We start from the raw sequence: 24292 nt of genomic DNA, 5'->3' as shown, positions 1-24292 counted from the left end.
TTTGGCTTTTCCCATAACTGAATCCTCTCCCTTATTTCCATTGTAAATCCTTGTAGGGGAGGACTCCAGTTTATTTAGGGGGCCTTAGGGAAAGTACATCTGACATAGAGCAATTTTGCCGCAGAAGGGCGATTTGGGCCTTGATGAACTGCACTTTTACACCTAAATGGCCATTTTTCAGCATTCAGCGGGAAATGAACTGTACTTTTGCAGTTTAGGCCGTCGTTACACTTCCGCTCGATGTTACAAGAACGTTACAAGTCGGATATTTTTATGTGAAAAGTCTTCCCTATACTGAAGCCAACAGGGAGAACCGAATAGGTCGCCCCGAACAACGGGGTTGAGCGGTAAGGTCGGCGATACCTGTGGCAAAAACGCAGGAGGTACCTGGAATGAAGCACCCTATGGGCACCTTTGCCCTTCAACTTATGGCAGCAGCGCTCTTGTTGGGCACCGTAACGGCTTGCCAACCAAATGAGAAACGGCTTACGGTCGTTGACCCTAAGACGCATCAAAACGGGCAGCAACAACCCGCCCAAACTGGGGGTAAGCCAGCGGAAGCCAAGCGGCAACTGACGGTTGTAGACGCACAGCCACAATCGCCTGGCCGGGAAGTCCGCGTCGTCAGGACGCATGCCATTGAAGATTCGAGCATCCAGTCCTGGATTTCGGAGGACGAGGTGAAGGTGGAAAAGACCCGACTGGTCAAACCCGGGACAGCGACGGAGGAACCGCAATACGCCTATGAGGTCTCGATTGTGAACCTGGTGACCGGCCAGACACGTGAGCCTGCGGGAGAGGAGGGACAGCAGATGGACGGCTACATGCTTGTGAAGGAGTTCCCGTCTCCAGATGGACGGTACCGTTTCATTCAGAAATGGAAGAATAAGTACACGGCCGACAACTTTGTAGAGAATCATCAAACGGGGGAAATCCTGCACATCCCGGGAGAGAACTACCTGGAACTGGGCGGGTGGCTAAACGAGGAAACGTACATTTTAGCTGCCGGCTCGATGGAAGGCCGAGGAGAAATCCGGCAAATTTCCGCAGCAGACGGGAAGGTGACGCTGCTTACGTTAGACGATCCCGACATCGATGTGTTTATCCATTTTGGCGTCAGTCACGGCAGGATCTACTATACCGATAATCATAACGTTTTGAAGGTATTTGATCCGGGTCAATCGAAGCCGGTCAGCTTAATCCGCGATGTCTGGGAGTTTCAAATTTCCCCGGACAGCCGCTATATCGCGGTATCTACTGTGACCCAATCGGGTGTTTTTCAGGGATGTGAGCTGTTGATCTACGACTCCGCTGGCAGCCTTCAAGGGACACTAATTGGCAAAGGCGACGTCATCTCTTACGTAACGTGGTCTCCAGATTCCGCTAAGCTAGCCTTTGATGTGTATTCCGAGAATAAGCCGGGGATGAATGGCGTGTATATTTTTGACACCAGCTCCGGGCAGGTGTCTCCGCTCGCTCCTTATTACGCATCGATCGATCCGCCTCCTCACGCGATCTATCCGTTAAGCTGGAGCCCATCGGGCCAACGGCTGGGCATTACGGTGGACGATCCGAAATCGCTGCTCGTTACTCAAGTGATCGATTTTAAGTAAAACAAATTTATTTAGGGAGAGGAACTAACGACATGAACAACAACATGAAAAAATCCATTTTAGCTTTCGTTGTAGCAGGCATGACCTTATCCGGAGCTGCCGGAGTTTATGCCGGGTCAAAATTGCAGAAAATCAACGCCTACCTGAACAATCAAATCGGCATCCAGGTCGATGGCAAAACCTATGCTCCAGTTGACGGGCAAGGCCGTCCTTTAACGCCGATTACTTATAATGGCACGACGTATTTGCCAGTACGGGCTTTGGGAGACGTGCTTAAGGTCTCGGTGAACTATGATGCGAGCCAGCACCTGGTGCAGATTGGCAGTCCATCTTCGGGAACTCCGGATTCGGACACCAGCTTAACTCCTGTGAACTATACGAGTGCTCAAATGGAAAAAATCAAAAAAGCGTTCGCCCAATTCGAATCCTTCGAGACGCCTTATGCGCCTCAGCAAATGGTCCAAGGGGATGCCTTCAAAATGGTTGGCGAATCCGGTGATGGCGTAAATCTGATCTTTGATCATATGACGGTTACGATTTCTCCGCGGGACTACGCCTATGGTTATGAAGGGAAAACAGTCACCTTGTCCAACGGCACGAAAGCCAAATGGTACACGCCATCCGATACGCCGATGCTGTCCTTCCAACTGGAAGACCGGTTCGTTACAATGAGCTCGCCGGATGGGAAGTTAAGTTCGGCACAACTGGAGCAGGTCTCCGTTACTGTTGCTAAGTTGAAATAAAGAGAGAGCAGTGAGAGAGTAGCAAAATCAATGAATACGATATGAAAAAGGTTAACTCCTAACAATCGCTAAAAGTCTGTCGGAGCAGGTGTCTGTATTGCTTCGGCAGGCTTTTTTGAATTAGTCAAAAGTTAGGAAATAGGAATTTACTTCCACCCCTGTTCTAGACTAAGATGGGATTGTTGGGGATGACTCTTGAGGAATTTTATGAAGATTATATTCGGCATGCACGTCATCATTTAGCGCAGATCAGCGATCCGAATCGTTAAGAAACTCTATGCATTTCCCGGTTCCTTGTTTATATTAGAGACACGACGATAGGCAAAAAAGTGAGGGAATTTGACGATGTCTGACAATAGAACAACCAAGGAGCCGGCATATGGCCGACGTCGTTTTGAGTTGCAGGCCGACTGCGAGCATTGCTTTGGCTTGTGTTGTACGGCCCTGCCTTTTGCGGCTTCGGTGGACTTCGCTGTGAATAAACCAGCTGGACAGCCCTGCGGCCATTTGCGGAATGACTTCCGCTGCGGCATTCACGGCAATCTGCGAGAACAGGGGTACCGAGGGTGCACCGTTTACGATTGCTTTGGCGCAGGACAACGGGTGTCACAGGTCACTTTTGCGGGAGTGAGTTGGCGCCAGGCGCCTGAATCAGCCAAGCTGATGTTTGATGTGTTTCCGATCATGTGGCAGCTGCATGAATTGCTCTGGTACTTGGATGAAGCATTAAGTCTGCCTCAGGTCAGCCATTTGCATGAACGTTTGCGGATGAGTTATGACGAGACGGAACGGTTGACATCCGCCAAACTGGACGACTTACTCCGCTTGGATGTGGCAGCACATCGCGCGAAGGTCAACGAGTTGTTGCTCGAGGTGAGTGAGCGCGTTCGCGCTGAAGCGCTGCGGAAGGCTGGCACATCTTCTGGACGGCACAGAAGCTTTGGGCGCGGGGCTGATCTGGTTGGTGCCAAGCTGCGGGGCACGGATTTGCGAGGCGCATTTTTAAGAGGCGCTTACCTGATCACTGCGGATCTGCGGGGAGCGGACCTGCGCGGCGCCGATATGATTGGGGCGGATCTGCGAGATGCCGATGTAAGGGGAGCCGATCTATCGGAGAGCTTGTTCTTGACGCAAGCCCAGATCAATGCTGCCAAAGGAGACCGTGACACCAAGCTGCCTCCTCTCCTCGAACGGCCCTTCTATTGGGAAGGGACTTTGGGGAGGCAGGAAGCGAGATGAACGATTACCAGGAAAGGGTAGGTCAGGTCTGTAAGTATATCGATGCGCATTTGCATCAGAAGCTGAACTTGGATCAATTGGCCGAATTGTCTAACTTCTCCAAGTATCATTTCTCGCGGATCTTTGCCTCGGTGACGGGGGAGACGCCGTTTGCGTACATCACGAAGCAGCGCCTAACCCGGGCCGCGGCTTACTTGCGGGAGACCAACCAACCTGTGCTGGAAATTGCGCTGAACTGCGGGTTTGAGTCTGCTTCCAGCTTTAATGCAGCGTTCAAGAAACATTTTGGTCGTACACCAACCGCGATGCGAGAGCAAGCTCGGCAAGATCGCAATATTTCGCAATCGGACCGCAATCGGCAGGAAGCCGATGCCGCGCCAAACCTTTATGATCAAACTGTAAAAAACAGTTTGTTAAGGAGGGTTTGGCAAATGCAAGCCAACATTGTAGAGCTTCCCATGATGGAAGTTGCGTATGTAAGACATGTCGGAAGTTATCTGGAAACCTATCAGGCCTGGGCAAAGTTAGGTAAGTGGGCGGCGCAGCATCAGCTATTTCCGCCGGAGCAATCTTTTATCGGGATTTCCTTGGACGATCCAGCCGTGACCGAGGAGGAGGAATGCCGGTACGATGCCTGCGTCACCGTGCCGAATACGCTTAGCCGTGCGGATGCCACGCCGGAGATCGGCTTCCAAACGCTGCCGGGCGGGCTTTATGCGAAGTTTTATTTTTATGATACATCGGAAAAGCTTGCGCTGCTGTACCAGAGCATATTCGGAAATTGGCTGCCGGACAGCGGATACGACCCGGATGATCGGTACTGTCTGGAGTTCAGCATGAATGATCCGGCGCAGGACCCGCAGGGCAAGGCAAAGGTCGATTTATACATTCCGATTAAAGCAAGGGCATAAGCGGAAGTGAATAACGATCCTGAACAGATGCCAGTAAATATTTTTTGAGGATAGAAAATGCAACAGGAGGAGCCCCATGACTTATACGCATCTTTTATTCGACGCGGACGACACATTATTTGATTACCCGAAGGCGGAAAACCACGCCTTGAGCCTAACGCTTACGGAGGCGGGCATTCCTTGTACCGACGACGTGATGCAGGCATACCAGACCATTAACCAGCAGCTGTGGCGCGATTTGGAGCAGGGGCTGGTGACGCAGGCCACTTTGCGGACAGAACGGTTCGCCAGACTGGTGAAGGAGCTCGGCATAACTCCCCGCTCTCAAGTTGAAGAGATTAGTGAGCGCTATTTGGAACTGCTTGGGGAGGGGACCTTCCTGCTGGAAGGAGCAACTGAGCTCTGCCGCGAATTGCAGGAAGCCGGGTTTCATCTGGCGATCATCACCAACGGCATCAAAAAAGTACAGGAGAGCCGAATTGCCGGATCGGCATTGGCGCAAATGTTCGAGGCCATCATCGTTTCTGAAGACACGGGGTATTCGAAGCCGCATCCGGGGATTTTTGACTATGCGTTTGAAGCATTGGGGCTTCGGCCAGCGGACAAAAGCCGGGTGTTAATTGTTGGGGATTCGTTGACTTCTGACATAAAGGGTGGTCTAAACTACGGGATCGATACCTGTTGGTATAACCCGTATGGCCGCCCGAATACATTGAACCAACAGCCGACTTACGAGATTCGCCAATTAGCGGAGGTCAAGATGTTGGTCGGAGTCGGGGGGAGTCCTTCGGTAGACCTCTGAGAACACGAGCTGTTCAAAATGGATTAAAGTGAGGTGTTGCTAGGTATGGCCGGTGTAGGATTGATTGGGGTGCTACCCGCTCTCCTTTTCTTGTTTTATCTTGTTATCGCTGGCTTAATTTTATATGCCTTGATTTTGTTTATTAGGCTGGCCCGCCGGGGCATCGAAGCGCTAGATATCTATCTCAGGGACAAAAGAGGAAGGTAATTCGAAAGGGGGCTAGTGCGTGGACGTTCGAATCGCACCTATTTTACCGTCTCAAAGCTCGCTGTTTTTTAATTTGTTTCAGTTGTACTTGCATGATTTATCGGCGTTTACCGGTGAGGAGCCGGGGGAAGACGGGCGATTTGATCTGGCGAACACTTCCCTTTACTTGGAGCGGGAAGAATTGCATCCTTATTTCATCTATTGTTCGGGGAAAATAGCCGGTTTCATTCTGGTTTGCGCCCCACCGTTTGTGCCCGAGGAGATCGACTTTACGGTGCAGGAGATGTTCGTGCTTCATAAATATCGCGGAGGTAAAACGGCGGAGACGGCCGTCTTCGAAATTATGCGGCGCTTGAAGGGCCAAATCCGGGTGGAGCAGCTGCAGAATAACGCTGTTGCCGTAGCTTTCTGGAAGAAAATTTACCGGAAGCAAGGCATCTCTTTCGTTGAGACGATCGAACGCGTGGAAATCGAAGGGTTGCCCGGCCTTCACGAGGTTCTAGCTCAAACTTTCTCGTTGTAAACGAAAGCGAATACTCGAATCGGTCTGAAATTATGTATAATGAGAAGACCAACGTATGACCCGGCCCCAGGAAGCAATGATCGGCGGTCGGGCATTTGTTTATTAGGGGGAGAGACATGGCACATTTATATCATGCAGACCGTGTGAAGTATCATCAGAAGCAATCGCCCGTTCCAGAGTTCGCTTGGCATACAAGCGAGCGCTTGGCAGAGCTGGCCGGCTCCAAGCATTTAACGTTTGATATCCGTTCGCTGGATCCAGGGAAGTACTCTTTTCCTTATCATTTTCATCGTAGTGCAGAAGAACTCTTCGTCATTCTGGAAGGCAGTGCGATGCTTCGGACGCCGGAAGGGCATCAGGAAGTACATACCGGGGATATCGTGTTCTTCGAAATGGGACCCTCGGGGGCACACCAGCTATTTAACCATACGGAGAAGCCGTGCAAGTACCTGGATATTCGTACGAACATGGGGCTGGACATTTGTGAATATCCTGATTCAGGGAAGATCAATATTTTACCCTACCAAGAAGTTTACGAGAGCGCCGGCCAAGTTGATTATTTCAAAGGTGAGGATCAGGTAGCCGCCAAGTGGGCAGCGAAGGAGAACGGGAACGAGCATGAGGAACCAATGGAGAGATCTAAATGATAGAGATTCGAGAAATTCGAGTGGATGACGCTGAGCGCTTTTTGAATCTATGCTTGCAACTGGACCAAGAAACGAAATTTATGCTCTATGAACCGGGAGAACGTACCACGACGGCTGAAGAACAGCGGGAGCGGATTCAATCGATTCTGTCCGAAGCTGGCTCCACGATTCTGGTAGCGGAGGATCAAGGGAAGTTGGTTGGTTATTTGGCCGTGTTTGGCGGTCAAGCCAACCGAACGAAACACGTCGGTTACATTGTGGTCGGCATCACTCAAGCCTACTCGGGCAAAGGGATCGGAACTCGCTTATTTCAGGCTGCTGAGGCATGGCGTGCGGAGACGGAGCTCACCAAGTTCGAGTTAACGGTGATGATCCCTAATGAACGAGCCGTTGCTCTGTACAAGAAAGTTGGCTTTGAAGTCGAGGGTGTCAAACGATATTCGATTCGAGTGGATGGAAATTACGTCGATGAGTATTATATGGGCAAAATATTTGAGGCCTAATCCTGAAGGAGGCGTGAAGCGTGATTCAGTGTCCTTGGTGCGGAGAACAGGTCATATTGGTTGGTGACGTTTGTCCTGAATGCAAACATGAAGTGCTGCCTGAGCATCTGGAGGGATTCCCCGGGCCGGGATCGGGGGACCCTGTTGATCCTCCTCGGGTTGGGGATTACTTCGATCTGGAAGAGGTGCTGGAGCGTCGTTTCAAATGCAGCAAGTGCGGAAAACGGGAAGCTGCGGTGAAAGAAGTGGCCATAACCGGCACCGGCTTGAGTAAACTGATGGACATCCAGCACAACCATTATTTATTCGTCTCCTGCCTGAACTGTGGTCATGTGGAAATCTACGATCCAGATGTGCTTCGGGGACAGCCATCGGGTAAATTTTCGACGATATTGGACTTATTATTTGGAGGCTAACCGATGAAACGAACGGATGTCGTATATTTGCTAATTCCTGATGAGACGAGAACCAAAGTGCTCATGGTGCAAAATGAAAACGAAGCCTGGACGCTGCCTGGAGGCGCGGTGGAGCCTGGCGAGACGCTGCAGATCGCGGCGGTCCGCGAAGGGAAAGAAGAGACAGGACTGGATTTGAAGGTTCACGGGATCGTGGCCGTCAATGAATTTGTACATATAAAAAACGAGGAGCATGTCATCCTGCTGACGTTCCGGGCGGAAATTACGGGGGGCACGCTGGAGATTACCCGTCCAGATGAGATATTGAATATTGCATGGGTTGACGTGGAGCGCGCAGACGAACTGATGCCCTATTATCCGGAAGGGATTAGCTCCATCGTGGCCAGAGGGGTGGAAGTCACCTATTTTGATGAAGGACGGATTTAAGCAAGGCTGCGATGGACAAACCAGATGCTGTCTCGCCGCAGCTTCGCGCCGACCGTTTTAAATTAGATATCCAGAGAAGTGGCTTTCCGCCGGCTGAAGCGCAGCTGGATCCCGAGGAATAACAGCGCGATCAGCAGCGGGTAGAGCATGGCCCAACCGGTGAACGGAAATACGATGGCTGTAGCCGCAAACGAAATCCAGCTGAGGACAACGCCGATACGGCTGCCTTTGAGGAGCCGAATTCCGGCAGCGCAGCCGCCCATGTACGTGAGAATAAAGGTTGCGTTCGGAAATTGGATCAGCGTGCTGAGTGAGATTGTCCCGGTTCCGTAAAGCAGCATGACGGCTATAAAGCAAAACATCAGAAACAAGAGTGACCCTGTTGGCGTATGAAACCGAGGAGACAGCGAATTCCACCATTTCGGGGCGTTTCCTTCACGGGACATCGCATAAGCCACCCGAGCTGCGGCTCCGGTATAAGCGATGATTCCGGCCATACAAATGAACAACCCGGTGACTCCCGCGACTATGCCGCCCCAGGAGCCCAGCGGTTGGCTGATGATCCAGACCATTGATGACTCCGAGTCGCCTTTGAGGTAGCTTTGTGTGCCAACCGTGGCCAGCGCAGAGAGAAAATATAAGATCCCTACGATAATCGCAGCGGCGGTCACTCCTTTGATCGCCGCTTTTTGTGGATCTTTAAACTCCTCAGACATGTGCGATACCGCCTCCCAGCCGATAAAGCACCAGAACAGCATCGAAGCCGCCTGACCCACGCTGAGCCAACCCTTGGGCATAAACGGAGTGAAGTGAATGCTTTCCATCCGCGGCAAGGCAGCCCCGAAAGCGAAGATTAATACGGCAGCGATGGCGATGACGACTGCAATCTGGATTTTGCCAGCCAGCTGCATACCGATCCAATTCATCACCAAGCCAGCAGCCAGCATCGCCGCAGCAACGGCCAGCTTGGCTCCTTCCCCCCAACCCAACGCAGCGGTGAGATACCCGGCGCCGGTTAAGGCGGCGACTGGCGCACCAATCGGCACTGACATGAGGAAGAACCAGCCGACCAGCGTCCCCGCCTTCTCTCCATAAGCCAATGTGACGAAGTGAGACACGCCTCCGGCATTCGGATATTTAGCAGACAAGAGGCCCATGGACAAGGCCATTGGTAAGATTAATAGAGTCATAAATCCCCAAGCGAGCAGGGAGGCGGGTCCGGCCATCTCCGCTGCCAGCCCTGGTACGATGAGTACACCAGAACCCAGTACTGCGCCGATGTATAAGGCGATAGCCTGTGGCAGACCTATACCTTTTTGGAGTTTGTTGCTTGTTTGTTTCATGAATCTATTCCTGCTTTCGTTGTGTTTTTCTATAGCGTATCAGATAATAGATCCATAGGAAAAACAGAATTATCGAATTTAATCCATTTGATTTTTCGATGGAAAGGAAGGTGAACCTATGGAATCGCGTCATTTGTTTACGTTTCTGGTGGTGGTTGAGGCCGGCAGCTTTACTCGGGCGGCTCAGCAGCTGGATTATGCGCAGTCCAGTGTAACCGCGCAAATTCAGACGTTGGAGGCGGAAATCGGCTTGCCGTTGTTCGACCGGATCGGCAGAAGAATCGTCTTGACCGATGCAGGGCGGCGTCTGCTTCCTTACGCGCAGGAAATTGCCAAAATCCACGAGTTGGCCAAAAATGCGCTGCACCCTGCGGCCGAAATGGCTGGCTCTTTAAAGATCGGCGCGCCGGAATCTCTGGCTGCGTTCCGCTTGCCGGAGGTGATTCGGCATTATCGGCAGCGTTACCCCCTGGTGCAAATTGTGCTTAAGCCCGGTCAATGCTGGGAATTAAGAGATTTGGTGCGTTCAGGGGAACTGGACGTGGCTTTCTTGTTGCAGCCGGAGGTGGAGGATCGGGATTTGCAGATCGAAACATTGGTGCATGAGCCGATGGCCTTGGTTGCACCGGCAGACCACCCGTTAAGTCGTGAAGCGGAGGTTGTACCGGATCAACTGAAGGATCAGACGATCCTGTATACCGAGAGCGGCTGCTCCTATCGCACCTTGTTTGAGCATTATTTGAACAGCCATGGCGTTTTTCCCGACTCGAACTTGGAGTTTTGGAGCATCGAAGCGATCAAGCAGTGTGTGATCTCCGGGCTGGGAGTCTCCTTCTTGCCGCGGGTCACCGTGCGCAGCGAGCTTGAAGAAGGCAAGCTGGTGAAGCTGAACTGGAATGACGAATCGCAGCGGGTGGCGACGCAGTTGGCATTACACCGGAAGAAGTGGCGATCTCCTGCATTGGAGCAATTCGTCTTGATGGTTCGGGAACAAGCGGAACGATGGCGGAAAGAAGCTGCTATGTAGTCCAGATCTAAACTTATTCAACATAATTTCGTTAATTTTCGCCAATACTCCCTATAGTTTACGAAGAGCTTGAGGGAGGCTAGGCTCATGGGCAATGGCAAGACTGGCGAAAAAGGAATCTCGACGTTTCATTTAACGATGCTGGGGCTGGGGACGATCGTCGGGGGTTCGTTTTTTCTCGGTTCCGGCGTGGCGATTCAAGCAGCAGGTCCCAGCATTTTGCTATCGTTTATCCTTGGCGGATTGCTGGTTTACATCATTCTCTATGCCCTCTCAGAAATGACGGTGGCTGACCCTGTGCCGGGCTCGTTTCGTACGTATGCGGAGCGGAGTTTGGGACGCAGCGTTGGCTTTATTACCGGTTGGGTGTATTGGGTCGGCTTGATTCTGGCGATGTCCAGTGAATCGATCGCGGCATCCACCTTTCTTAGGGAATGGTTCCCGAGCTTTTCGGAGGTTGCGATGGGCATGCTCATTATCGTAGGAATCACGCTGCTTAATTTGCTTGGTGCCGATTATCTGAGCAAGCTGGAGAGCGGTCTGGCAGCGGTGAAGCTGCTGGCCATCGTCGGGTTCATCGTCATCGGGCTGGCCTTGATAGCGGGCTGGATTCCGGGGACTCCAGCAGCGGGGGCAGGCGAATTGCAAAATGAAGCGTGGTTTCCCGGCGGGATTGCAGGGATAGCGGGCAGTATGCTTATCGTGATGTTCAGCTATTCGGGATTTGAGGTCATTGGCCTAGCTGCTTCAGAGGTGGAGAATCCGAAAAAGACGATTCCTCGGGCCATTAATATGACTCTGATCAGTTTGCTCGCCTTGTATATCGCTGCAATTGCTGTGATTCTGATGTTGTATCCAACACAGGGGATGATCGCGGACCAAAGTCCGTTAGTTTTGGCTCTAACCCGCTGGGGCATGGGATGGGCTGGGACGCTGATTAATATTGTGATGATTACGGCGATTCTGTCTACGATGCTGGCTTCGACATTTGGCCTTGCCCGGATGCTGCGTTCGTTGGCAGCAGAAGGCCATGCCCCGACATGGCTGAAAGACCGGCACGACATCCCGTATAGGGGCATCCTGTTCTCAGGAGCCGCTATGCTGCTCGGTTTGGCAATGGGGTACCTGCTGCCTCAGCAGGTGTACCTCTTTCTGGTCAGCTGCGGTGGATATTCGCTCTTGTTCTCCTACTTTATCATTTTGGCCTCCCATTATCGCTGGCGGCGGGTAACGCCCTGCTCACCGGAAGCTGCATGTCAGCTACCAGGTTACCCCTATACGTCCTGGGTTGGTCTGATCGGGATGATCGCTATTATCGTGAGCATGCCCTTTATTTCCGGACAAGGGACCGGGTTGGTCGTGGGGTTAGGATTAACTGCACTGCTCGCCGGGATCTATTGGGTGAAAGAAAGAAGGGGACGGGTAGCGGCTCCGTCCAGCCAACGACCGATCCCTGCGGCGCTAACGGAAGCTGCTGAGGAGATAACGGGCATACGCGATGATCCGGAGACAGCGGATGAAGTACCGGACTCAACTACCGTGCCGAAGAACAAAAACGAATAGATTCGATCGCCCTTGCTGCAAGACCTGCTCCAATTCTGATTGGGGGAGGTCTTTTTTTGTGGTGTTGTTGAGCGGCTGAACTTCGGGCGTCGTAACCGCCGTCCTTATCGTGTTGCCTTATTCGCTGCTGCTGTTTCACCGTTTCCTTTCAGAAAAAATAGTTACATGGGGAGTCATCCTGCTCAGCCTCCCGGTTGGCCTGTTCGTTGTGCCTCTGGTGCTGGTCGGGCATGAACTAGGAAAACGTTGGTGAAGTCCTAGAGACAATCGCATCTGAATGTGGCTCTCACCCTTATGATCTGGCCGTTCTATCAATAAAGCCTTCCAGTCCAGCGGTTACCACGGACAGGAAGGCTTTTTAGCTTAGTGGATCGCTTCTTGGACTGACGATCCCGATTGCTTCAACTCATGTAGCCGCTTCAGCAAATCCCTCATCCGGATAGGGATTTCCCGCTTCAGCTCTTCCCAGGTAACGAGCATGTCGAGGGACCACTCAAATGGACAATAGGTGCCGGCAATATTAAACTGGAAGCCGCGAAGATGCTCGGTTGCGAGTGCGTCCGCCTCGGGCAGCGTCTTATACATGCCGTGCAGCATGTCGGGCTCCAGAACGCCGTCTTTTCCTGCATGTGCTCCGGTTGCCAGGTGCAGGTCGGGAAGCAGTTCGAACATCTCGCGGATTGGAGAGAAGGCGTGTTTTCCCGGCTGGCAATATAAGCTGATACGTCCATCTGGCCCTACGTTCGTTTTGCCGGGAGCGATACCTTTGAGATATCTTCCATGAAAGCTGGCTTCACAATCGACAACGGCACCTTGTGGAGACAGGAAGATCCACATATGCTCCAGATCGTAAAGATGAGTAATATCGTAGTCCCAGTAGACGGCATATTCAATAACCGATCCAACCCGCTCCCCGTCCACCAACAACATTCGTTTGAATGAAGGAGACGGACCGGTTTCCGTCAGCACCGTAACGCCAACCCGAATGGGACGGAACGGCTCGTGTTCATCAATGAGCATACGCGGGATATGATGAAAGGCTAATTCCCGCCAATTCACGTTGTTCACCAGCAAGTTCATCGCCTCCAGTTATTTTTCATGGGATTCGTGACCAGATAAGCGTAGCACGTGTTCTTCAATTCTGTATTAAGTTTAGAATACCAGCTTTTTACTCATGTTCCTTTGTTCTTATGTATATGGTTTGTGAAACTGACAACATTCGTCGATCTCCTGAAGATGAAATTTAGCTTGGAAACGCATCAGACAAGGCTTTGCCGACTACATTGGTATTAAAGAAAGCGATTTCATGAATAGGGGTAGCTTTCTCGGTTGAGGTCAGTGTATCATAGTTTTTGTAAGAAGTAATTTGTATAGTGAAGCGTTATTGATATACGACCCGGCTGGAGATAGGTCCATATCCGAAGCTGGGTCCCGTTATTTACGAAACAGAAAGGATTGAAGCTGATGGATTCACTGCTGATCCGTCCGGCAACACTGAACGACATCGACGGCATTCGAGAGGTAGCTGTGGAAACCTGGAACAGCACTTATGAAATGATTTATCCAGAGCATTTTATCGCCACGTATTTGACCCACGCCTATGCCAAGAGCAGCTTGGAGCAAAGCATCACGCTGGACGAAGCGCAAGCCGCGCGGAAGTTCCTGGTCGCGGAATGGGAAGGGGAGATCGTTGGGTTTGGCCAACTGTCGGAAGCGGATGATGAAGGGGTTAGTGAGCTGACTCGACTTTATATCTTAAAAGAGCATCAGCGCAAGGGCATTGGCAAAAAGTTGCTGAATGAATTAATTCGTCTGAACCCATTAATCACTGAAATTTACGCCTGGTGTGAACGTGAGAACGACATCGGCACGCTCTTTTATATATCCAATGGCTTTGTATATACCGAAGATAAAGAAGAAGTTCTGTTCGATTATCGCACCATGATGGCCAAATATGTGAAAAAAATCTAACTCATACATGGAGGCTTATTTTGGGGAACGTTGACAAACGCAATCGTCTGGATGAAGAGATTTTCACTTATGAAATCACGAAAAATCGAAAGGTGTTCATTTCTTGGAAAGGGCGCATGGTCACCACCCTCTCTGGGAAAGAAGCGGAGAAATTTATCACGCGGATTCGCTACGATTCTGCTGACGATCTTCATTGATCCGCAATTGGGGCTTATCACCGACCGGGCGATGCATGAGGAGGAGTCCCGGCAGCAACTGGGGAGGATCTATATTATGTTGATGGGCGCGAGGTTTCTCGGAACATTAGCGGCGCAACTGATCATCTTCCCTGCTGCATATATGATTTCTATGGTGGTACAGTGGATTTAGACTTCTATCCGAAAGGTTGCGATTCAGATGTCGGACTCGATTCCGCAGCTGCAATGGCTGGAGTGGGCTAAGCAAATTCAGGCCATTAGTCAGGCTGGGCTGGCCTATTCCAAAGATATGTACGATCTTGAACGTTTTGAGATGTTGCGTGAGCTGAGCGTAGAAATTGTCAGCCGTTATACCGAAGTTGAGACGGAGAAGGTTAAAGCGCTGTTCGCCAATGAAACCGGCTATGCCACCCCTAAGGTGGATGTGCGCGGCGTAGTGTTTCAGGATGACCGAATTTTGCTCGTACGAGAACGAGTTGATGGGGCGTGGTCATTGCCGGGAGGTTGGGCCGACATCGGTCTATCGCCTAAAGAAGTCGCGGTTAAAGAAGTGAAGGAGGAAGCCGGTCTTACCGTCGTTCCGGTGCGGTTAATGGCGGTGTTGGACAAGAAATTCCACGATCATCCCCCGGAGGCGTACCATATCTACAAAATCTTTATTTTGTGCGAGATCGGCGGAGGTCAGGCAGAAGCTGGAATGGAGACCTTGGAGGTCAGATTTTTCAGTCGTGATGAGCTTCCGCCTTTATCGCTTGAACGAAATACGCCCAAACAGATTCAACGCCTGTTTGAGATGCGGCACAGCACCGAAGTATGGTTCGACTAACGTGAGGCGATTCCTGAACGGAAGGCGGGACTCCCATGTCTCCGAAACGAAAAACCTTCATTTTTCTAATTGTGTCGCAGCTCATATATGCGTTTTTTTCCGTAGCATGGTTGATTGTGCTTGGCATTTCCGCCTACCTCTTCCATGATTCAGGAGGGGTCCACCCAGGCATGCAAGCGTTATTCGCGTATCTTCAGGCGTATCCTGGCGGTCTGCTGATTGCTTTGATCCTGGGCTGGACTTATTTCGCCAAAGGCAAGTACAAACCGGCGGTTTGGTGGAATCTGCTGCCGCTATTGTGGGTGATTCCTTATCTCGGCATTTTTATTTATGCTAATTTTTTCGCTTAAATTTCAAAATCCCAATGTACGTTATTCTATTCAACCTCACGTTGGTTTTGGTATAGTAAAAACTAGGACTATTATTGATGTATCCCAAGCCGGGATCTACTAACGGATAGGAGAGAAGAGAGAGATGAGCAAATCGATGTTAGGTGTTCCTTTGGAAGGTTTCGCCGAGTACAGCAGAATTGCGGCAGCGGAAGGCGGCGTCCTGCTGAAAAATGAAAACGCTATGCTTCCGATTCGAGCGCATGAAATTGTATCCGTTTTCGGCAGATGCCAAATTGATTACTATCGCAGCGGGACAGGCTCTGGCGGTGCGGTGAACGTCCCTTATGTCGTTAACATTTTGGACGGACTACGGGCGAATCCTCGCATCCAAGTGAATGAACAGCTGGCGAAGCAATATGAGCAGTGGATTGCCGAGAATCCGTTTGATAACGGCGGCGGCGGTTGGGCTGCGGAGCCTTGGTGTCAGAAGGAAATGCCTTTAACCGACGAAATCGTAGCGCAAGCGAAGCAAGCATCATCCAAGGCAATCGTTATCATCGGCCGGACGGCCGGTGAGGATAAGGATAACGCCGATACCGAGGGAAGTTACCGGTTGACGGAACAAGAGCGCCTGAATCTGGAAACGGTTACCCGGCATTTCGATCAAGTGGCTGTGTTGATGAACGTAGCCAATGTCATCGATATGAGCTGGATCAACGATCCCGTCCATCAAGGTCGGATTCGGGCAGTGATGTTCGTATGGCAGGGCGGGATGATTGGCGGTCACGCCGTAGCTGACCTGCTCTCGGGGGATGTCACGCCGAGCGGTAAGCTGCCGGATACCATTGCCCATCACATTGAAGATTATCCATCCACAGCCAACTTTGGCAGCGAAGAGCGGAATCTCTATGAAGAAGATATTTATGTAGGTTATCGCTACTTCGAAACATTTTGTCCGGACAAGGTGCTGTTCCCGTTTGGATATGGGCTCTCCTATACCTCCTTTGCCTGGAAAGTACAAGGGGTGAAGCTCGAAGGAGCAGGTACAGATGCCCAACTGGAGGTCCAAGTGGAGGTAACGAATACCGGCTCGGAGTTTAGCGGGAAAGAAGTTATTCAGCTATACTATGAAGCCCCGCAGGGCGTATTGGGCAAACCGGCCCGGGCGCTTGGAGCGTTCGCGAAAACGAAGCTGCTTCAGCCCGGGGAGTCCGATGTGCTGACCTTGCAACTGCCGGTACGGCGGATGGCGTCCTATGATGATGGCGGCTATACCGGGCATAAATCCTGTTATGTGTTGGAAGCTGGCGACTATGAGTTTCATGTAGGTAACAGCATCCGAAATACGGAGCGGGTAACAGTGGACGGGACAGCAGCCTACCAGTTGGAAGAACTGATGGTTGTGGAGCAACTGGAGGAAGCTGCAGCGCCTACGCAACGTTTCTCGCGGTTGAAACCAGGTAGCCGGAAGCCGGATGGGACGTATGAGATCGTCCGGGAGGAAGTGCCGCAACGCACTATTTCGCTGAAGGAACGCATCGAAAGCAGACTGCCGGAAGCCTATCCGCAAACGGGGAACCGCGGAATTAAGTTAAAGGATGTTAAAGCCGGCAAAGCAAGCTTAGAGGAGTTCGTTGCCCAACTGAGCGATGCGGATCTGGCTACGATTGTGCGCGGCGAAGGCATGAGCAGTCCGAAGGTGACGCCGGGAACGGCTTCCGCATTTGGCGGAGTGGGGGAGAACCTATTAGAGTACGGAATCCCGGTGGCTTGTACCGCCGACGGCCCTTCCGGCATCCGCATGGACAGCGGCTTGAAAGCAACTCAGCTGCCGATCGGAACGTTGTTAGCTTCCAGCTGGGATGTTGACCTCGTAGAATCGTTGTATGTGCTGGAGGGCAAAGAGCTCCTGCAAAATGAAATCGACTCCTTGCTCGGTCCGGGGATTAACATCCATCGCCATCCGTTAAATGGACGGAACTTCGAGTATTTTTCCGAGGACCCTTATTTGACAGGCTGCTTCGCGTCGGCGGTGACACGGGGCATTAAGAAGGGCGGTTCGTCCGCAACGGTGAAGCATTTTGCCGGCAATAACCAAGAGAAGGCGCGTTCGAAAGTAGATGCGGTCGTCTCTGAACGCGCGTTACGCGAGATTTATTTGAAGGGCTTCGAAATGGCGGTCAAAGAAGGGGAAGCCACATCGATCATGACTTCCTATAACCCGGTGAACGGGCATTGGGCTGCCTCCAACTATGATCTGAATACGACGATTCTCCGCAATGAATGGGGATATCAGGGCATTGTCATGACGGACTGGTGGGCGGTCATGAACGACTGCGTAGAAGGCGGACCGGCCGATATGAAGAACACGTCCTTTATGGTACGCGCGCAGAACGATCTGTATATGGTCGTGAACAACGATGGGGCGGAAATCAATTCGCTGGGGGATAATACGCTGGAAGCGTTGGCTAACGGGACCTTGACGGTTGGAGAATTGCAACGGTGCGCCATGAATATATGCCGATTCTTACTGAATGCGCCAGCATTAGCTCGTGAACCGAAACCGGTTAACGAAGTCCGCCTGATCCAGGCGGCTCAAGGCGAACTTCCAGTTGTTGGCGAAAGAGTGAACGTATATACGCTGTCTCGTTCGCAAAGCGCTAAGGTTCTGGCGAATAACGAAACTGCGGTGCTGAAGGTTCAGGAAGCTGGGGTGTACACGGTCACCGCGCATATCCGTTACGAAGCGATGAATCTGTCGCAGTCGGCCTGCAATTTGCTGCTGAACGGTGAGCTCTTGACTACCGTACAGACGAACGGTACGCTCGGCAGATGGGTGACGCAGAAGCAGCTTCGGATCGAGCTGACAGAGGGCGATTACGAGCTAAAGTTTGATTATATCAAGCCAGGGCTGGAGATTGAGTGGATCGAGTTTATTTAACCAAATAACAAAGGGATGTCCCCTCATAGCGGGTACATCCCTTTGCATTTTGTTCTAGTTCAGCGTTAAGGCATCGAGAGGAATCCTTCTTTGAAGATTCCCAGCAAATACTCCAGCGTGATCGGATCGCTGTAGGTTGAAGCGGCGGTATCGATCTCAATCACATGGCCGTTTTTGACGGCCGGGATATTCTTCCACGTATTCGATTGCAAGAACTCGTTTTGAGCCTCTTTGTTCTGACTTAATACGATGTAATCTCCGGCGTACTCAGGTATGATTTCGTTGGATAAGGTGTAGTAGCCCGGGCCCAACGCATCTTGTTTGGCTTTCTCCGGCATGTTCAGCTCCATCATCTGATACAACAGTTCCGTTCCGCGAGCCCAGTTGTCCCCAAATACATAGAAGTTCTTCGTATCATATTCAAGTACAGACACGGTGGCGTCTTTGCCGATCTTGGCCTTAATCTCTTCACCTGCAGCTTTGGCCCGCTTCGTGAAATCCTCAACCCACGCTTTGGCTTCGGCTTCCTTGTTAAGCACTTTTCCGATTTCGACTTGCTGGGCTAAATAGTCCAGCTTGCCCCAGGTATAAACGATCGTTGGCGCGATATCGCTAAGTTTATCGAGATTTTTCATATGCGATCCGGCGATGATCAAATCCGGTTCCAAAGCGAAGATTTGCTCTGGATTGTCTTCGGACACGATGGCGACGTCCTTTAATTTCTCGGTAAACAGAGGGTTATTCATCGTCCAGGTGTCAACGCCCACCAATGTTCCACCCAGAGCTACGACGTTGGGAGCGTAGGATAGAGCCACGATGCGCTTCGGCTGGGCAGGAATTTCGATCGGACCGTTCTCCGATTGATATGTAACCGTGCCGGAAGCCGACTCCGTTCCTGCGGAGTCGTTTCCGCCCGTCTGATTTGCCGTCCCTTCCGATGAGGTATTGGCCGCTGCATTTTGCTGTGTTGTTTCATTACCGCAAGCACCTGCCAAAACCGTGAAGGCTAAAATAAGGGGAATAAACAGCTTCTTCATATAGTGATTCTCCTTGTTCAGATATTTATGATAATGATTCTCACTATCATCACTATGAATCACAATACGAATTTCTTCCTGGTTTGTCAATATTCAATTGCCAAAGGTATCTTCCAGCAATTTTTTTAGCTTCGATTCGGTTGCGGTTCCTTCGATTGGGGTATACACACTGCAGCGTAAATCGGCATCTCCTTGAACCTGAAGTGAGGTTAAATTGTATAGCATTTTACCGGCTTTGGCATGGCGGAATTCGATCATGACCTCTGGAGCCGCGCTGACTTCACTTTGATTCCAAAGATCGTGGAAGTCCGGGAATTGTTGTGACATCCGATCGATAAATTGCGAATACCAAGGGTCGGCGACATATTGTCCATAATAGGCGCGAAAGATAGCCAGGAACCCCCGGACGAAATCGGGCCAGTTCACGGCGAGGCTGCGCAGCTCTTTCTTGGCAAACAGAAGATAGATTAGGTTGCGATCCTGCTCTGGAATATGCTCGAAGTCGACAAACACTTGGGCGGCAGCAGGATTCCAACCTACGATATGGCAGTGGCGGTCGGAGATGATCGTCGGGCAATATTTCAGCTCTTGCAAAATTTTATGGAGCGATGGGGTAATCACCGGCTCCTTCTCAACCCAATCGGGATGAAAGCCGCTGTCGGACGCCAAGTCGAACAGGTACTTGCGTTCATCGGCGTTGAGTCTAAGCGCTCCGGCGATTGCGTCCAGAACGGAGGGAGATACCTTAATATCCCGGCCTTGTTCTAACCAGGTATACCATGTCGTGCTCACCCCGGCGAGCTGGGCGACCTCCTCGCGGCGCAGGCCGGGCGTCCGCCGGCGGGAGCCTGCTGGAAGGCCTACGGTATGGGGATGCAGCTTGGCGCGCTGCGTTTTTAAAAATTTGGATAAAGCCTCTAATCTCGGTTCTGTGCTCATCGGCAGAGTCCCTCCTGGAAAAACGCGTTTATGATGTTATCAATTATACTAGGATAACTAAAAACTTGTAATAGGATACTTTGCAGCTACAATAGATAACAAGTTTGTACTTCCTATGTATGAAATGCCTGAAGGAGGATGTTTTATGGAACGAGTGGTTATTACCGGAATGGGGATTGTGTCCCCACTGGGCAATGATGTAGATACATTTTGGCAAGGGTTAAAGGAAGGACGCTCCGGGATCTCGCAGATCGAACGTTTTGACGTGACAGATTTCAGCACCAAGATCGCTGGGCAGGTTCGAGGGTTTGACGGTGAGGCGATCTTCGGGCGGAAAGAAGCTCGCAAAATGGACCTTTTCTGTCAATACGCGTTGTTTGCCGCTGAACAAGCGATTCAGGATGCGGATCTCAATCCGGAGCTGATCGACCGCGAGCGCTTTGGTGTATATGTCGGCTCGGGCATCGGCGGGATTGAAACGTTGGCGGATAACGTGAAAGTGCTCGAGAATCGCGGACCTCATCGGGTGAGCCCAAGTCTGGTGCCAATGATGATCTCCAATATGGCGGCAGCTCAGATCAGCATCCGGTTCGGCGCGTTAGGTGAGACGTTGTCTCCCGTTACGGCTTGCTCGATCGGCAATTCGTCGATCGGCGAAGCGTTCCGGCTGATCCGAAGCGGTGAAGCCGATGTGATGATCGCCGGTGGAACCGAAGCGGCAGTGCATCCGTTGGCGCTGGCCAGCTTCGGGAATGCGACTGCGCTCTCCAAGCGGAACGACGCACCGGAGCAAGCCAGTCGGCCGTTTGACGCGGAACGCGATGGCTTCGTGATGGGCGAAGGTGCCGGGATCGTGGTGCTTGAGTCGCTGTCGCACGCACTACGTCGGGGAGCGCGCATCCATGGCGAGCTGATCGGCTACGGCGCCAGCTCCGATGCCTACCACGTGGTTGCTTCGCATCCCGAAGGTGCAGGGGCCTACCTTGCGATGAAGCGGGCGCTTGCTTCGGCGGGGATCACGCCGGAACAGGTTGATGTGATCAGCGCCCATGCCACAAGCACCCCCGTCGGTGATCTTGGAGAGACGAAGGGGATTAAGAAGGCGTTTGGCGAATACGCTTATCGTATTCCGATTACGGCGAATAAATCGATGACAGGTCATATGTTTGGTGCCGCTGGCGGTGCAGAAGCGATTGCCCTGGTCCAAACGTTGAAGGAAGGCCTCATCCCGCCAACGATCAATCTGCAGAACCCTGACCCGGAATGCGATCTCGATTACGTGCCAAATGAAGCGCGCCGAGCTGAGCTGAAGATCGGGTTATCCAACTCCTTTGGATTCGGCGGACATAACGCTGTCATCGTCATTCGCAAATATGAAGAATAGGTTTACTCCAATCAACCGTTCCGCCTTTGCGGGACGTTTTTTTATTTCACAGGACAGGCAACTTTTGGTAGACCTTTCACGTTAGGATAGGTAAGAGACGCCGCAGGGTGACATACAGATGAATCCGACAAAGCCGGCATCGTGCGGAACTCTTGAAACCTTAATCCACACAGGGGGTCATATCGATGGGGAAAAGGGGAATAAAGCTAACGGTTTGGGGCGTTATTACGATGCTTCTGCTTTTGCTGCTTAGCGGCTGCGGAAGTGCGAGCAATAACGCTGCTTCAGATTCGGCGGCTTCGAAAGAAGCGATGAATCAAAGCAACTGGGCGGACAGCGAAATGGATGGAGCAGGCGTAGCTGAGACAGCAGCCAATACAGCCGCCGTGCCTGCCTCTGGTTCGGCTGCACCGGATTCAGCGGCAGCCGGGAGTACAGGGAGCGACAGCGCGGCGGCGAACTCCGCGCCGGGATTTCAGCAAGCCAATACTGATAATGGGCTCAACCGCAAGCTGATCTACCGGGCACATGTTGTGATGGAAGTGAAGGACTACGCCAAGGCGCAATCCGAGATCCGCAATCTGGTGACGCTGGCGGGCGGCTACATTGTTGAGTTTTCCGAGAATCAATCGCAGCATGAGCTGGGCGGCAACTTTGTGATTAAAGTTCCGGCGTCGGGCTTCTCTTCGTTCCTCGATCGGCTAGAGGCACTAAAGCCGGAGTCATTGCAGCGAAACATCCAGGGACAGGACGTCTCCGAGGAGTACGTTGATCTGGAATCTCGGTTAAAGGTTAAGCAGGCGATGGAAGCACGGTACTTGAAATTCGTCGAGGAAGCGACCCAGACCAAGCAACTGGTTGAATACGTGAATGAGCTGGAGCGCATTCAAACGGAGATCGAGCAAATTAAAGGGAGAATGCGGTATCTTGACAGCAATGTGTCGTATTCAACGATTGATATTCGCCTCTACCAGCCGGATCCAACTAAGCTGACCGCGGCATCGGGTAATGATACACCTTTGCTGGAGCGGATGAAAAACGCCTTGACAGGCAGCATCGACATTTTGTCGATCTTCTTCCAGTGGCTTGTTGTATTTGCTGCAGGGGCCCTGCCGCCGCTTGCCATCGCTGCCCTTATCGTCATCCCAATCTGGATCAAACGCCGGAAGAACCGGGAGGAGCGCGAACGCCGCCGAGCGGAACTGAAGGCTTCCCAAGCGCCCGCGCCACAAAGGGAAGAGAATCCAACCTCCAGTACAGAGGAGCAGCAAGAGAATGTGGATCATCCGGAAGAGCGGTAAAATGATCATATGAATAAAAAAGTAAGCCCAAGGAAATCCAATTTCCTTAGGGCTTACTTTTTTTCGGATTGCGTACGTGGAACAAATTTACTTCATCTTAAACTAAACTTAAACGAAATGAATTTCGTTCTATGTTAAGATAACGGAACAAAACCCCGGAATTGAAAGGTTTGAAGCGTGATGTTTAAAAGCTATTTATATCCTGTTACGTTTGCTTTTGGCGTATTTCCAATTGCGGCACTGCTGTTCACTTTGCCGTTCCTCGTAGTGCAATATAGGCGGCATGGTTATGTCAACAAGGTACGGGCATTGGTACTCTATTTGTTCCTGCTCTATTTGATGAATGCGATCTTCCTTGTAATGCTGCCGCTTCCGGCCAGCCGGCACAATCTACCGCTCAGCGGCGGGGCGTTGCAATTAATCCCTTTTCATTTTATCCATGACATTATGAAGGAGACCTCGATTGTTCCCGGAGAGCCGTCGACCTATTGGCGGTTGCTTCAGGAGCGGGCAGTTTGGCAGGTTCTCCTGAACGTGGCTTTGACGGTGCCGTTTGGGATGATGCTTCGGTATTATTTTCGTTCCGGTCCAATTGCGAGCCTGATCCTGTCATTCCTGCTGTCCTTGTTCATTGAAGTGACGCAGTTGACTGGTATCTACGGGATCTACGATCACCCTTACCGCGTCTTCGATGTCGACGATCTGATGACCAACACGCTTGGGGGCATGCTTGGATTCCTGTTAGCCGAATGGCTGTCCCGGTATCTGCCGCGAATTGAGCATCTGGACCGCGGAGTGGACCTGACAACGAAGCGCGTATCCTATACCCGGCGCGGGTTGGCCTTAATGTTTGACTATATTCTATTGGGCATATTGATGACCTTCATTCATGAGATCGGCATCAACCAAGCGTACTTCGTGTCCACGGGAATTTATTTCATGCTCATCCCATACCTGACCGGCGGACGCACCCCCGGCAAATGGTTGGTCCGAATTCAACTCGTTGGTCTTCCTGCAGTTCAAGGAGAGCGCAGGCCAACCGGTCGAGTAGCCGCCGCCGTATACAACTTCTTGTCCGCCAGCGGCGAGCGGCAACCCGCAGGACTGCTGCCCTTGGTGGTCCGTTATGGGCTGCTTTATTGGGGGGTGTTTGGCCTGAACCGACTGCTGGTTTTCCCGGATAACTACGTGCCAAGCTTATTCCGGATTCTGTTAGCCATCATCATTCTCGTCGCGAATGTCGGCTTCGCCATTCATGTTGCCAAGCGTTTCTTCCGGAGAGAGCCGCTGCTGTTCTACGAACAGATCAGCCGAACCGGGCATACCATCATACTCAAAGAGAAAGCTCGCGAAGCAACTGTTCCTGGTCCACGTAATAAGTCAAGCATTCACGAAAAATAA

The 24292-nt window shown here is 51.6% G+C and carries 25 protein-coding genes; 21 read left to right on the top strand and 4 right to left on the bottom strand.

Going from position 1 to position 24292, the window contains the following annotated elements:
* Positions 1-392: 392 nt before the first annotated feature.
* The 10 genes from C812_RS10025 to C812_RS09980 all read left to right on the top strand — a co-directional run bounded on the left by C812_RS10025 (position 393) and on the right by C812_RS09980 (position 8030).
* Positions 393-1613, top strand: coding sequence for a TolB-like translocation protein (locus C812_RS10025; protein WP_016312541.1), 1221 nt, complete (start codon positions 393-395; stop codon positions 1611-1613).
* A gap of 32 nt (positions 1614-1645) precedes the next feature.
* Positions 1646-2356: a hypothetical protein gene (locus tag C812_RS10020; RefSeq protein ID WP_016312540.1), complete on the top strand. Its 711-nt coding sequence runs from the start codon at positions 1646-1648 to the stop codon at positions 2354-2356.
* 345 nt (positions 2357-2701) lie between these two features.
* Complete coding sequence (locus C812_RS10015; protein ID WP_016312539.1) at positions 2702-3595, top strand: pentapeptide repeat-containing protein; 894 nt, start codon at positions 2702-2704, stop codon at positions 3593-3595.
* A complete protein-coding gene (locus tag C812_RS10010) occupies positions 3592-4506 on the top strand; it encodes an AraC family transcriptional regulator (protein ID WP_016312538.1) in 915 nt (304 codons plus the stop codon). The genes C812_RS10015 and C812_RS10010 overlap by 4 nt, the downstream gene beginning before the upstream one ends.
* 76 nt (positions 4507-4582) lie before the next feature.
* Positions 4583-5308, top strand: coding sequence for a YjjG family noncanonical pyrimidine nucleotidase (locus C812_RS10005; RefSeq protein WP_016312537.1), 726 nt, complete (start codon positions 4583-4585; stop codon positions 5306-5308).
* A gap of 226 nt (positions 5309-5534) precedes the next feature.
* A complete protein-coding gene (locus tag C812_RS10000; protein ID WP_016312535.1) occupies positions 5535-6038 on the top strand; it encodes a GNAT family N-acetyltransferase in 504 nt (167 codons plus the stop codon).
* 116 nt (positions 6039-6154) lie between these two features.
* Positions 6155-6685, top strand: a complete 531-nt coding sequence (locus tag C812_RS09995) for a cupin domain-containing protein (RefSeq protein WP_016312534.1) — start codon at positions 6155-6157, stop codon at positions 6683-6685.
* Positions 6682-7188 (top strand): GNAT family N-acetyltransferase, encoded by a 507-nt coding sequence (locus C812_RS09990; protein ID WP_016312533.1) that lies wholly within the window; start codon positions 6682-6684, stop codon positions 7186-7188. Before C812_RS09995 ends, C812_RS09990 begins: the two co-directional genes overlap by 4 nt.
* Before the next feature lie 20 nt (positions 7189-7208).
* Entirely contained in the window at positions 7209-7604 is a 396-nt protein-coding gene (locus C812_RS22995) for a zinc ribbon domain-containing protein (protein ID WP_016312532.1), read from the top strand.
* Between the two features lie 3 nt (positions 7605-7607).
* Positions 7608-8030, top strand: a complete 423-nt coding sequence (locus C812_RS09980; protein WP_016312531.1) for an NUDIX hydrolase — start codon at positions 7608-7610, stop codon at positions 8028-8030.
* 62 nt (positions 8031-8092) lie between these two features.
* Here the strand turns inward: C812_RS09980 and C812_RS09975 are convergent, their stop codons facing one another.
* Positions 8093-9373, bottom strand: coding sequence for an APC family permease (locus tag C812_RS09975; protein ID WP_016312530.1), 1281 nt, complete (start codon positions 9371-9373; stop codon positions 8093-8095).
* A gap of 118 nt (positions 9374-9491) precedes the next feature.
* Between C812_RS09975 and C812_RS09970 the strand changes: the two genes are divergently transcribed.
* Both C812_RS09970 and C812_RS09965 read left to right on the top strand, forming a co-directional pair.
* Positions 9492-10400: a LysR family transcriptional regulator gene (locus C812_RS09970; protein WP_016312529.1), complete on the top strand. Its 909-nt coding sequence runs from the start codon at positions 9492-9494 to the stop codon at positions 10398-10400.
* 87 nt (positions 10401-10487) lie between these two features.
* Positions 10488-11963 (top strand): amino acid permease, encoded by a 1476-nt coding sequence (locus tag C812_RS09965; RefSeq protein ID WP_016312528.1) that lies wholly within the window; start codon positions 10488-10490, stop codon positions 11961-11963.
* A gap of 363 nt (positions 11964-12326) precedes the next feature.
* Here C812_RS09965 and C812_RS09960 read toward each other — a convergent pair whose 3' ends face one another.
* Positions 12327-13031, bottom strand: coding sequence for a hypothetical protein (locus C812_RS09960; protein ID WP_244268329.1), 705 nt, complete (start codon positions 13029-13031; stop codon positions 12327-12329).
* Positions 13032-13427: 396 nt separating this feature from the next.
* Between C812_RS09960 and C812_RS09955 the strand changes: the two genes are divergently transcribed.
* The 6 genes from C812_RS09955 to C812_RS09940 all read left to right on the top strand — a co-directional run bounded on the left by C812_RS09955 (position 13428) and on the right by C812_RS09940 (position 18230).
* Positions 13428-13934, top strand: coding sequence for a GNAT family N-acetyltransferase (locus C812_RS09955; protein WP_016312526.1), 507 nt, complete (start codon positions 13428-13430; stop codon positions 13932-13934).
* Between the two features lie 20 nt (positions 13935-13954).
* Positions 13955-14131: a hypothetical protein gene (locus C812_RS22545; RefSeq protein WP_016312525.1), complete on the top strand. Its 177-nt coding sequence runs from the start codon at positions 13955-13957 to the stop codon at positions 14129-14131.
* A 7-nt stretch (positions 14132-14138) separates the two neighbouring features.
* Positions 14139-14303: a lipid II flippase family protein gene (locus C812_RS21850; RefSeq protein WP_333556316.1), complete on the top strand. Its 165-nt coding sequence runs from the start codon at positions 14139-14141 to the stop codon at positions 14301-14303.
* Between the two features lie 27 nt (positions 14304-14330).
* Positions 14331-14957 carry an NUDIX hydrolase gene (locus tag C812_RS09950; protein WP_016312524.1) on the top strand — a complete coding sequence of 209 codons (627 nt, stop codon included), beginning with the start codon at positions 14331-14333 and terminating at the stop codon, positions 14955-14957.
* A gap of 170 nt (positions 14958-15127) precedes the next feature.
* Positions 15128-15307 carry a hypothetical protein gene (locus tag C812_RS22240; RefSeq protein WP_157274714.1) on the top strand — a complete coding sequence of 60 codons (180 nt, stop codon included), beginning with the start codon at positions 15128-15130 and terminating at the stop codon, positions 15305-15307.
* A 124-nt stretch (positions 15308-15431) separates the two neighbouring features.
* A complete protein-coding gene (locus tag C812_RS09940) occupies positions 15432-18230 on the top strand; it encodes a glycoside hydrolase family 3 C-terminal domain-containing protein (protein ID WP_016312522.1) in 2799 nt (932 codons plus the stop codon).
* Between the two features lie 65 nt (positions 18231-18295).
* Here the strand turns inward: C812_RS09940 and C812_RS09935 are convergent, their stop codons facing one another.
* Together C812_RS09935 and C812_RS09930 are read right to left on the bottom strand one after the other, a co-directional pair.
* Positions 18296-19267, bottom strand: a complete 972-nt coding sequence (locus C812_RS09935) for an iron-hydroxamate ABC transporter substrate-binding protein (protein ID WP_016312521.1) — start codon at positions 19265-19267, stop codon at positions 18296-18298.
* A 93-nt stretch (positions 19268-19360) separates the two neighbouring features.
* Positions 19361-20206: a helix-turn-helix transcriptional regulator gene (locus tag C812_RS09930; RefSeq protein WP_016312520.1), complete on the bottom strand. Its 846-nt coding sequence runs from the start codon at positions 20204-20206 to the stop codon at positions 19361-19363.
* A 145-nt stretch (positions 20207-20351) separates the two neighbouring features.
* On the opposite strand from C812_RS09930, the gene fabF reads away from it, so the two are divergent.
* The 3 genes from fabF (at position 20352) to C812_RS09915 (ending at position 24292) form a co-directional block, all read left to right on the top strand.
* Complete coding sequence (gene fabF, locus C812_RS09925; RefSeq protein ID WP_016312519.1) at positions 20352-21590, top strand: beta-ketoacyl-ACP synthase II; 1239 nt, start codon at positions 20352-20354, stop codon at positions 21588-21590.
* 185 nt (positions 21591-21775) lie between these two features.
* Positions 21776-22891, top strand: a complete 1116-nt coding sequence (locus C812_RS09920; protein WP_016312518.1) for a DUF4349 domain-containing protein — start codon at positions 21776-21778, stop codon at positions 22889-22891.
* A 180-nt stretch (positions 22892-23071) separates the two neighbouring features.
* Positions 23072-24292, top strand: coding sequence for a VanZ family protein (locus tag C812_RS09915; RefSeq protein WP_016312517.1), 1221 nt, complete (start codon positions 23072-23074; stop codon positions 24290-24292).

Origin of the sequence: Paenibacillus barengoltzii G22, from assembly GCF_000403375.2 — a bacterium.
In the GTDB taxonomy this organism is placed as follows: Bacteria; Bacillota; Bacilli; order Paenibacillales; family Paenibacillaceae; genus Fontibacillus; species Fontibacillus barengoltzii.
Note: the sequence above shows the minus strand (reverse complement) of the source record. Positions and strands in the feature narration are given on the sequence as shown.

Bases quoted from the DNA above. Each gene is read 5' to 3' on its own strand.
- C812_RS09935 (WP_016312521.1), bottom strand. From the start codon at position 19,267: ATGAAGAAGCTGTTTATTCCCCTTATTTTAGCCTTCACGGTTTTGGCA.
- C812_RS10010 (WP_016312538.1), top strand. From the start codon at position 3,592: ATGAACGATTACCAGGAAAGGGTAGGTCAGGTCTGTAAGTATATCGAT.
- C812_RS09930 (WP_016312520.1), bottom strand. From the start codon at position 20,206: ATGAGCACAGAACCGAGATTAGAGGCTTTATCCAAATTTTTAAAAACG.
- C812_RS09940 (WP_016312522.1), top strand. From the start codon at position 15,432: ATGAGCAAATCGATGTTAGGTGTTCCTTTGGAAGGTTTCGCCGAGTAC.
- fabF (WP_016312519.1), top strand. From the start codon at position 20,352: ATGGAACGAGTGGTTATTACCGGAATGGGGATTGTGTCCCCACTGGGC.
- C812_RS09970 (WP_016312529.1), top strand. From the start codon at position 9,492: ATGGAATCGCGTCATTTGTTTACGTTTCTGGTGGTGGTTGAGGCCGGC.
- C812_RS09965 (WP_016312528.1), top strand. From the start codon at position 10,488: ATGGGCAATGGCAAGACTGGCGAAAAAGGAATCTCGACGTTTCATTTA.
- C812_RS09990 (WP_016312533.1), top strand. From the start codon at position 6,682: ATGATAGAGATTCGAGAAATTCGAGTGGATGACGCTGAGCGCTTTTTG.
- C812_RS09975 (WP_016312530.1), bottom strand. From the start codon at position 9,373: ATGAAACAAACAAGCAACAAACTCCAAAAAGGTATAGGTCTGCCACAG.
- C812_RS09995 (WP_016312534.1), top strand. From the start codon at position 6,155: ATGGCACATTTATATCATGCAGACCGTGTGAAGTATCATCAGAAGCAA.
- C812_RS10015 (WP_016312539.1), top strand. From the start codon at position 2,702: ATGTCTGACAATAGAACAACCAAGGAGCCGGCATATGGCCGACGTCGT.
- C812_RS22240 (WP_157274714.1), top strand. From the start codon at position 15,128: ATGCAAGCGTTATTCGCGTATCTTCAGGCGTATCCTGGCGGTCTGCTG.
- C812_RS09920 (WP_016312518.1), top strand. From the start codon at position 21,776: ATGGGGAAAAGGGGAATAAAGCTAACGGTTTGGGGCGTTATTACGATG.
- C812_RS09980 (WP_016312531.1), top strand. From the start codon at position 7,608: ATGAAACGAACGGATGTCGTATATTTGCTAATTCCTGATGAGACGAGA.
- C812_RS10005 (WP_016312537.1), top strand. From the start codon at position 4,583: ATGACTTATACGCATCTTTTATTCGACGCGGACGACACATTATTTGAT.
- C812_RS09915 (WP_016312517.1), top strand. From the start codon at position 23,072: ATGTTTAAAAGCTATTTATATCCTGTTACGTTTGCTTTTGGCGTATTT.
- C812_RS10025 (WP_016312541.1), top strand. From the start codon at position 393: ATGAAGCACCCTATGGGCACCTTTGCCCTTCAACTTATGGCAGCAGCG.
- C812_RS09955 (WP_016312526.1), top strand. From the start codon at position 13,428: ATGGATTCACTGCTGATCCGTCCGGCAACACTGAACGACATCGACGGC.
- C812_RS09950 (WP_016312524.1), top strand. From the start codon at position 14,331: ATGTCGGACTCGATTCCGCAGCTGCAATGGCTGGAGTGGGCTAAGCAA.
- C812_RS10020 (WP_016312540.1), top strand. From the start codon at position 1,646: ATGAACAACAACATGAAAAAATCCATTTTAGCTTTCGTTGTAGCAGGC.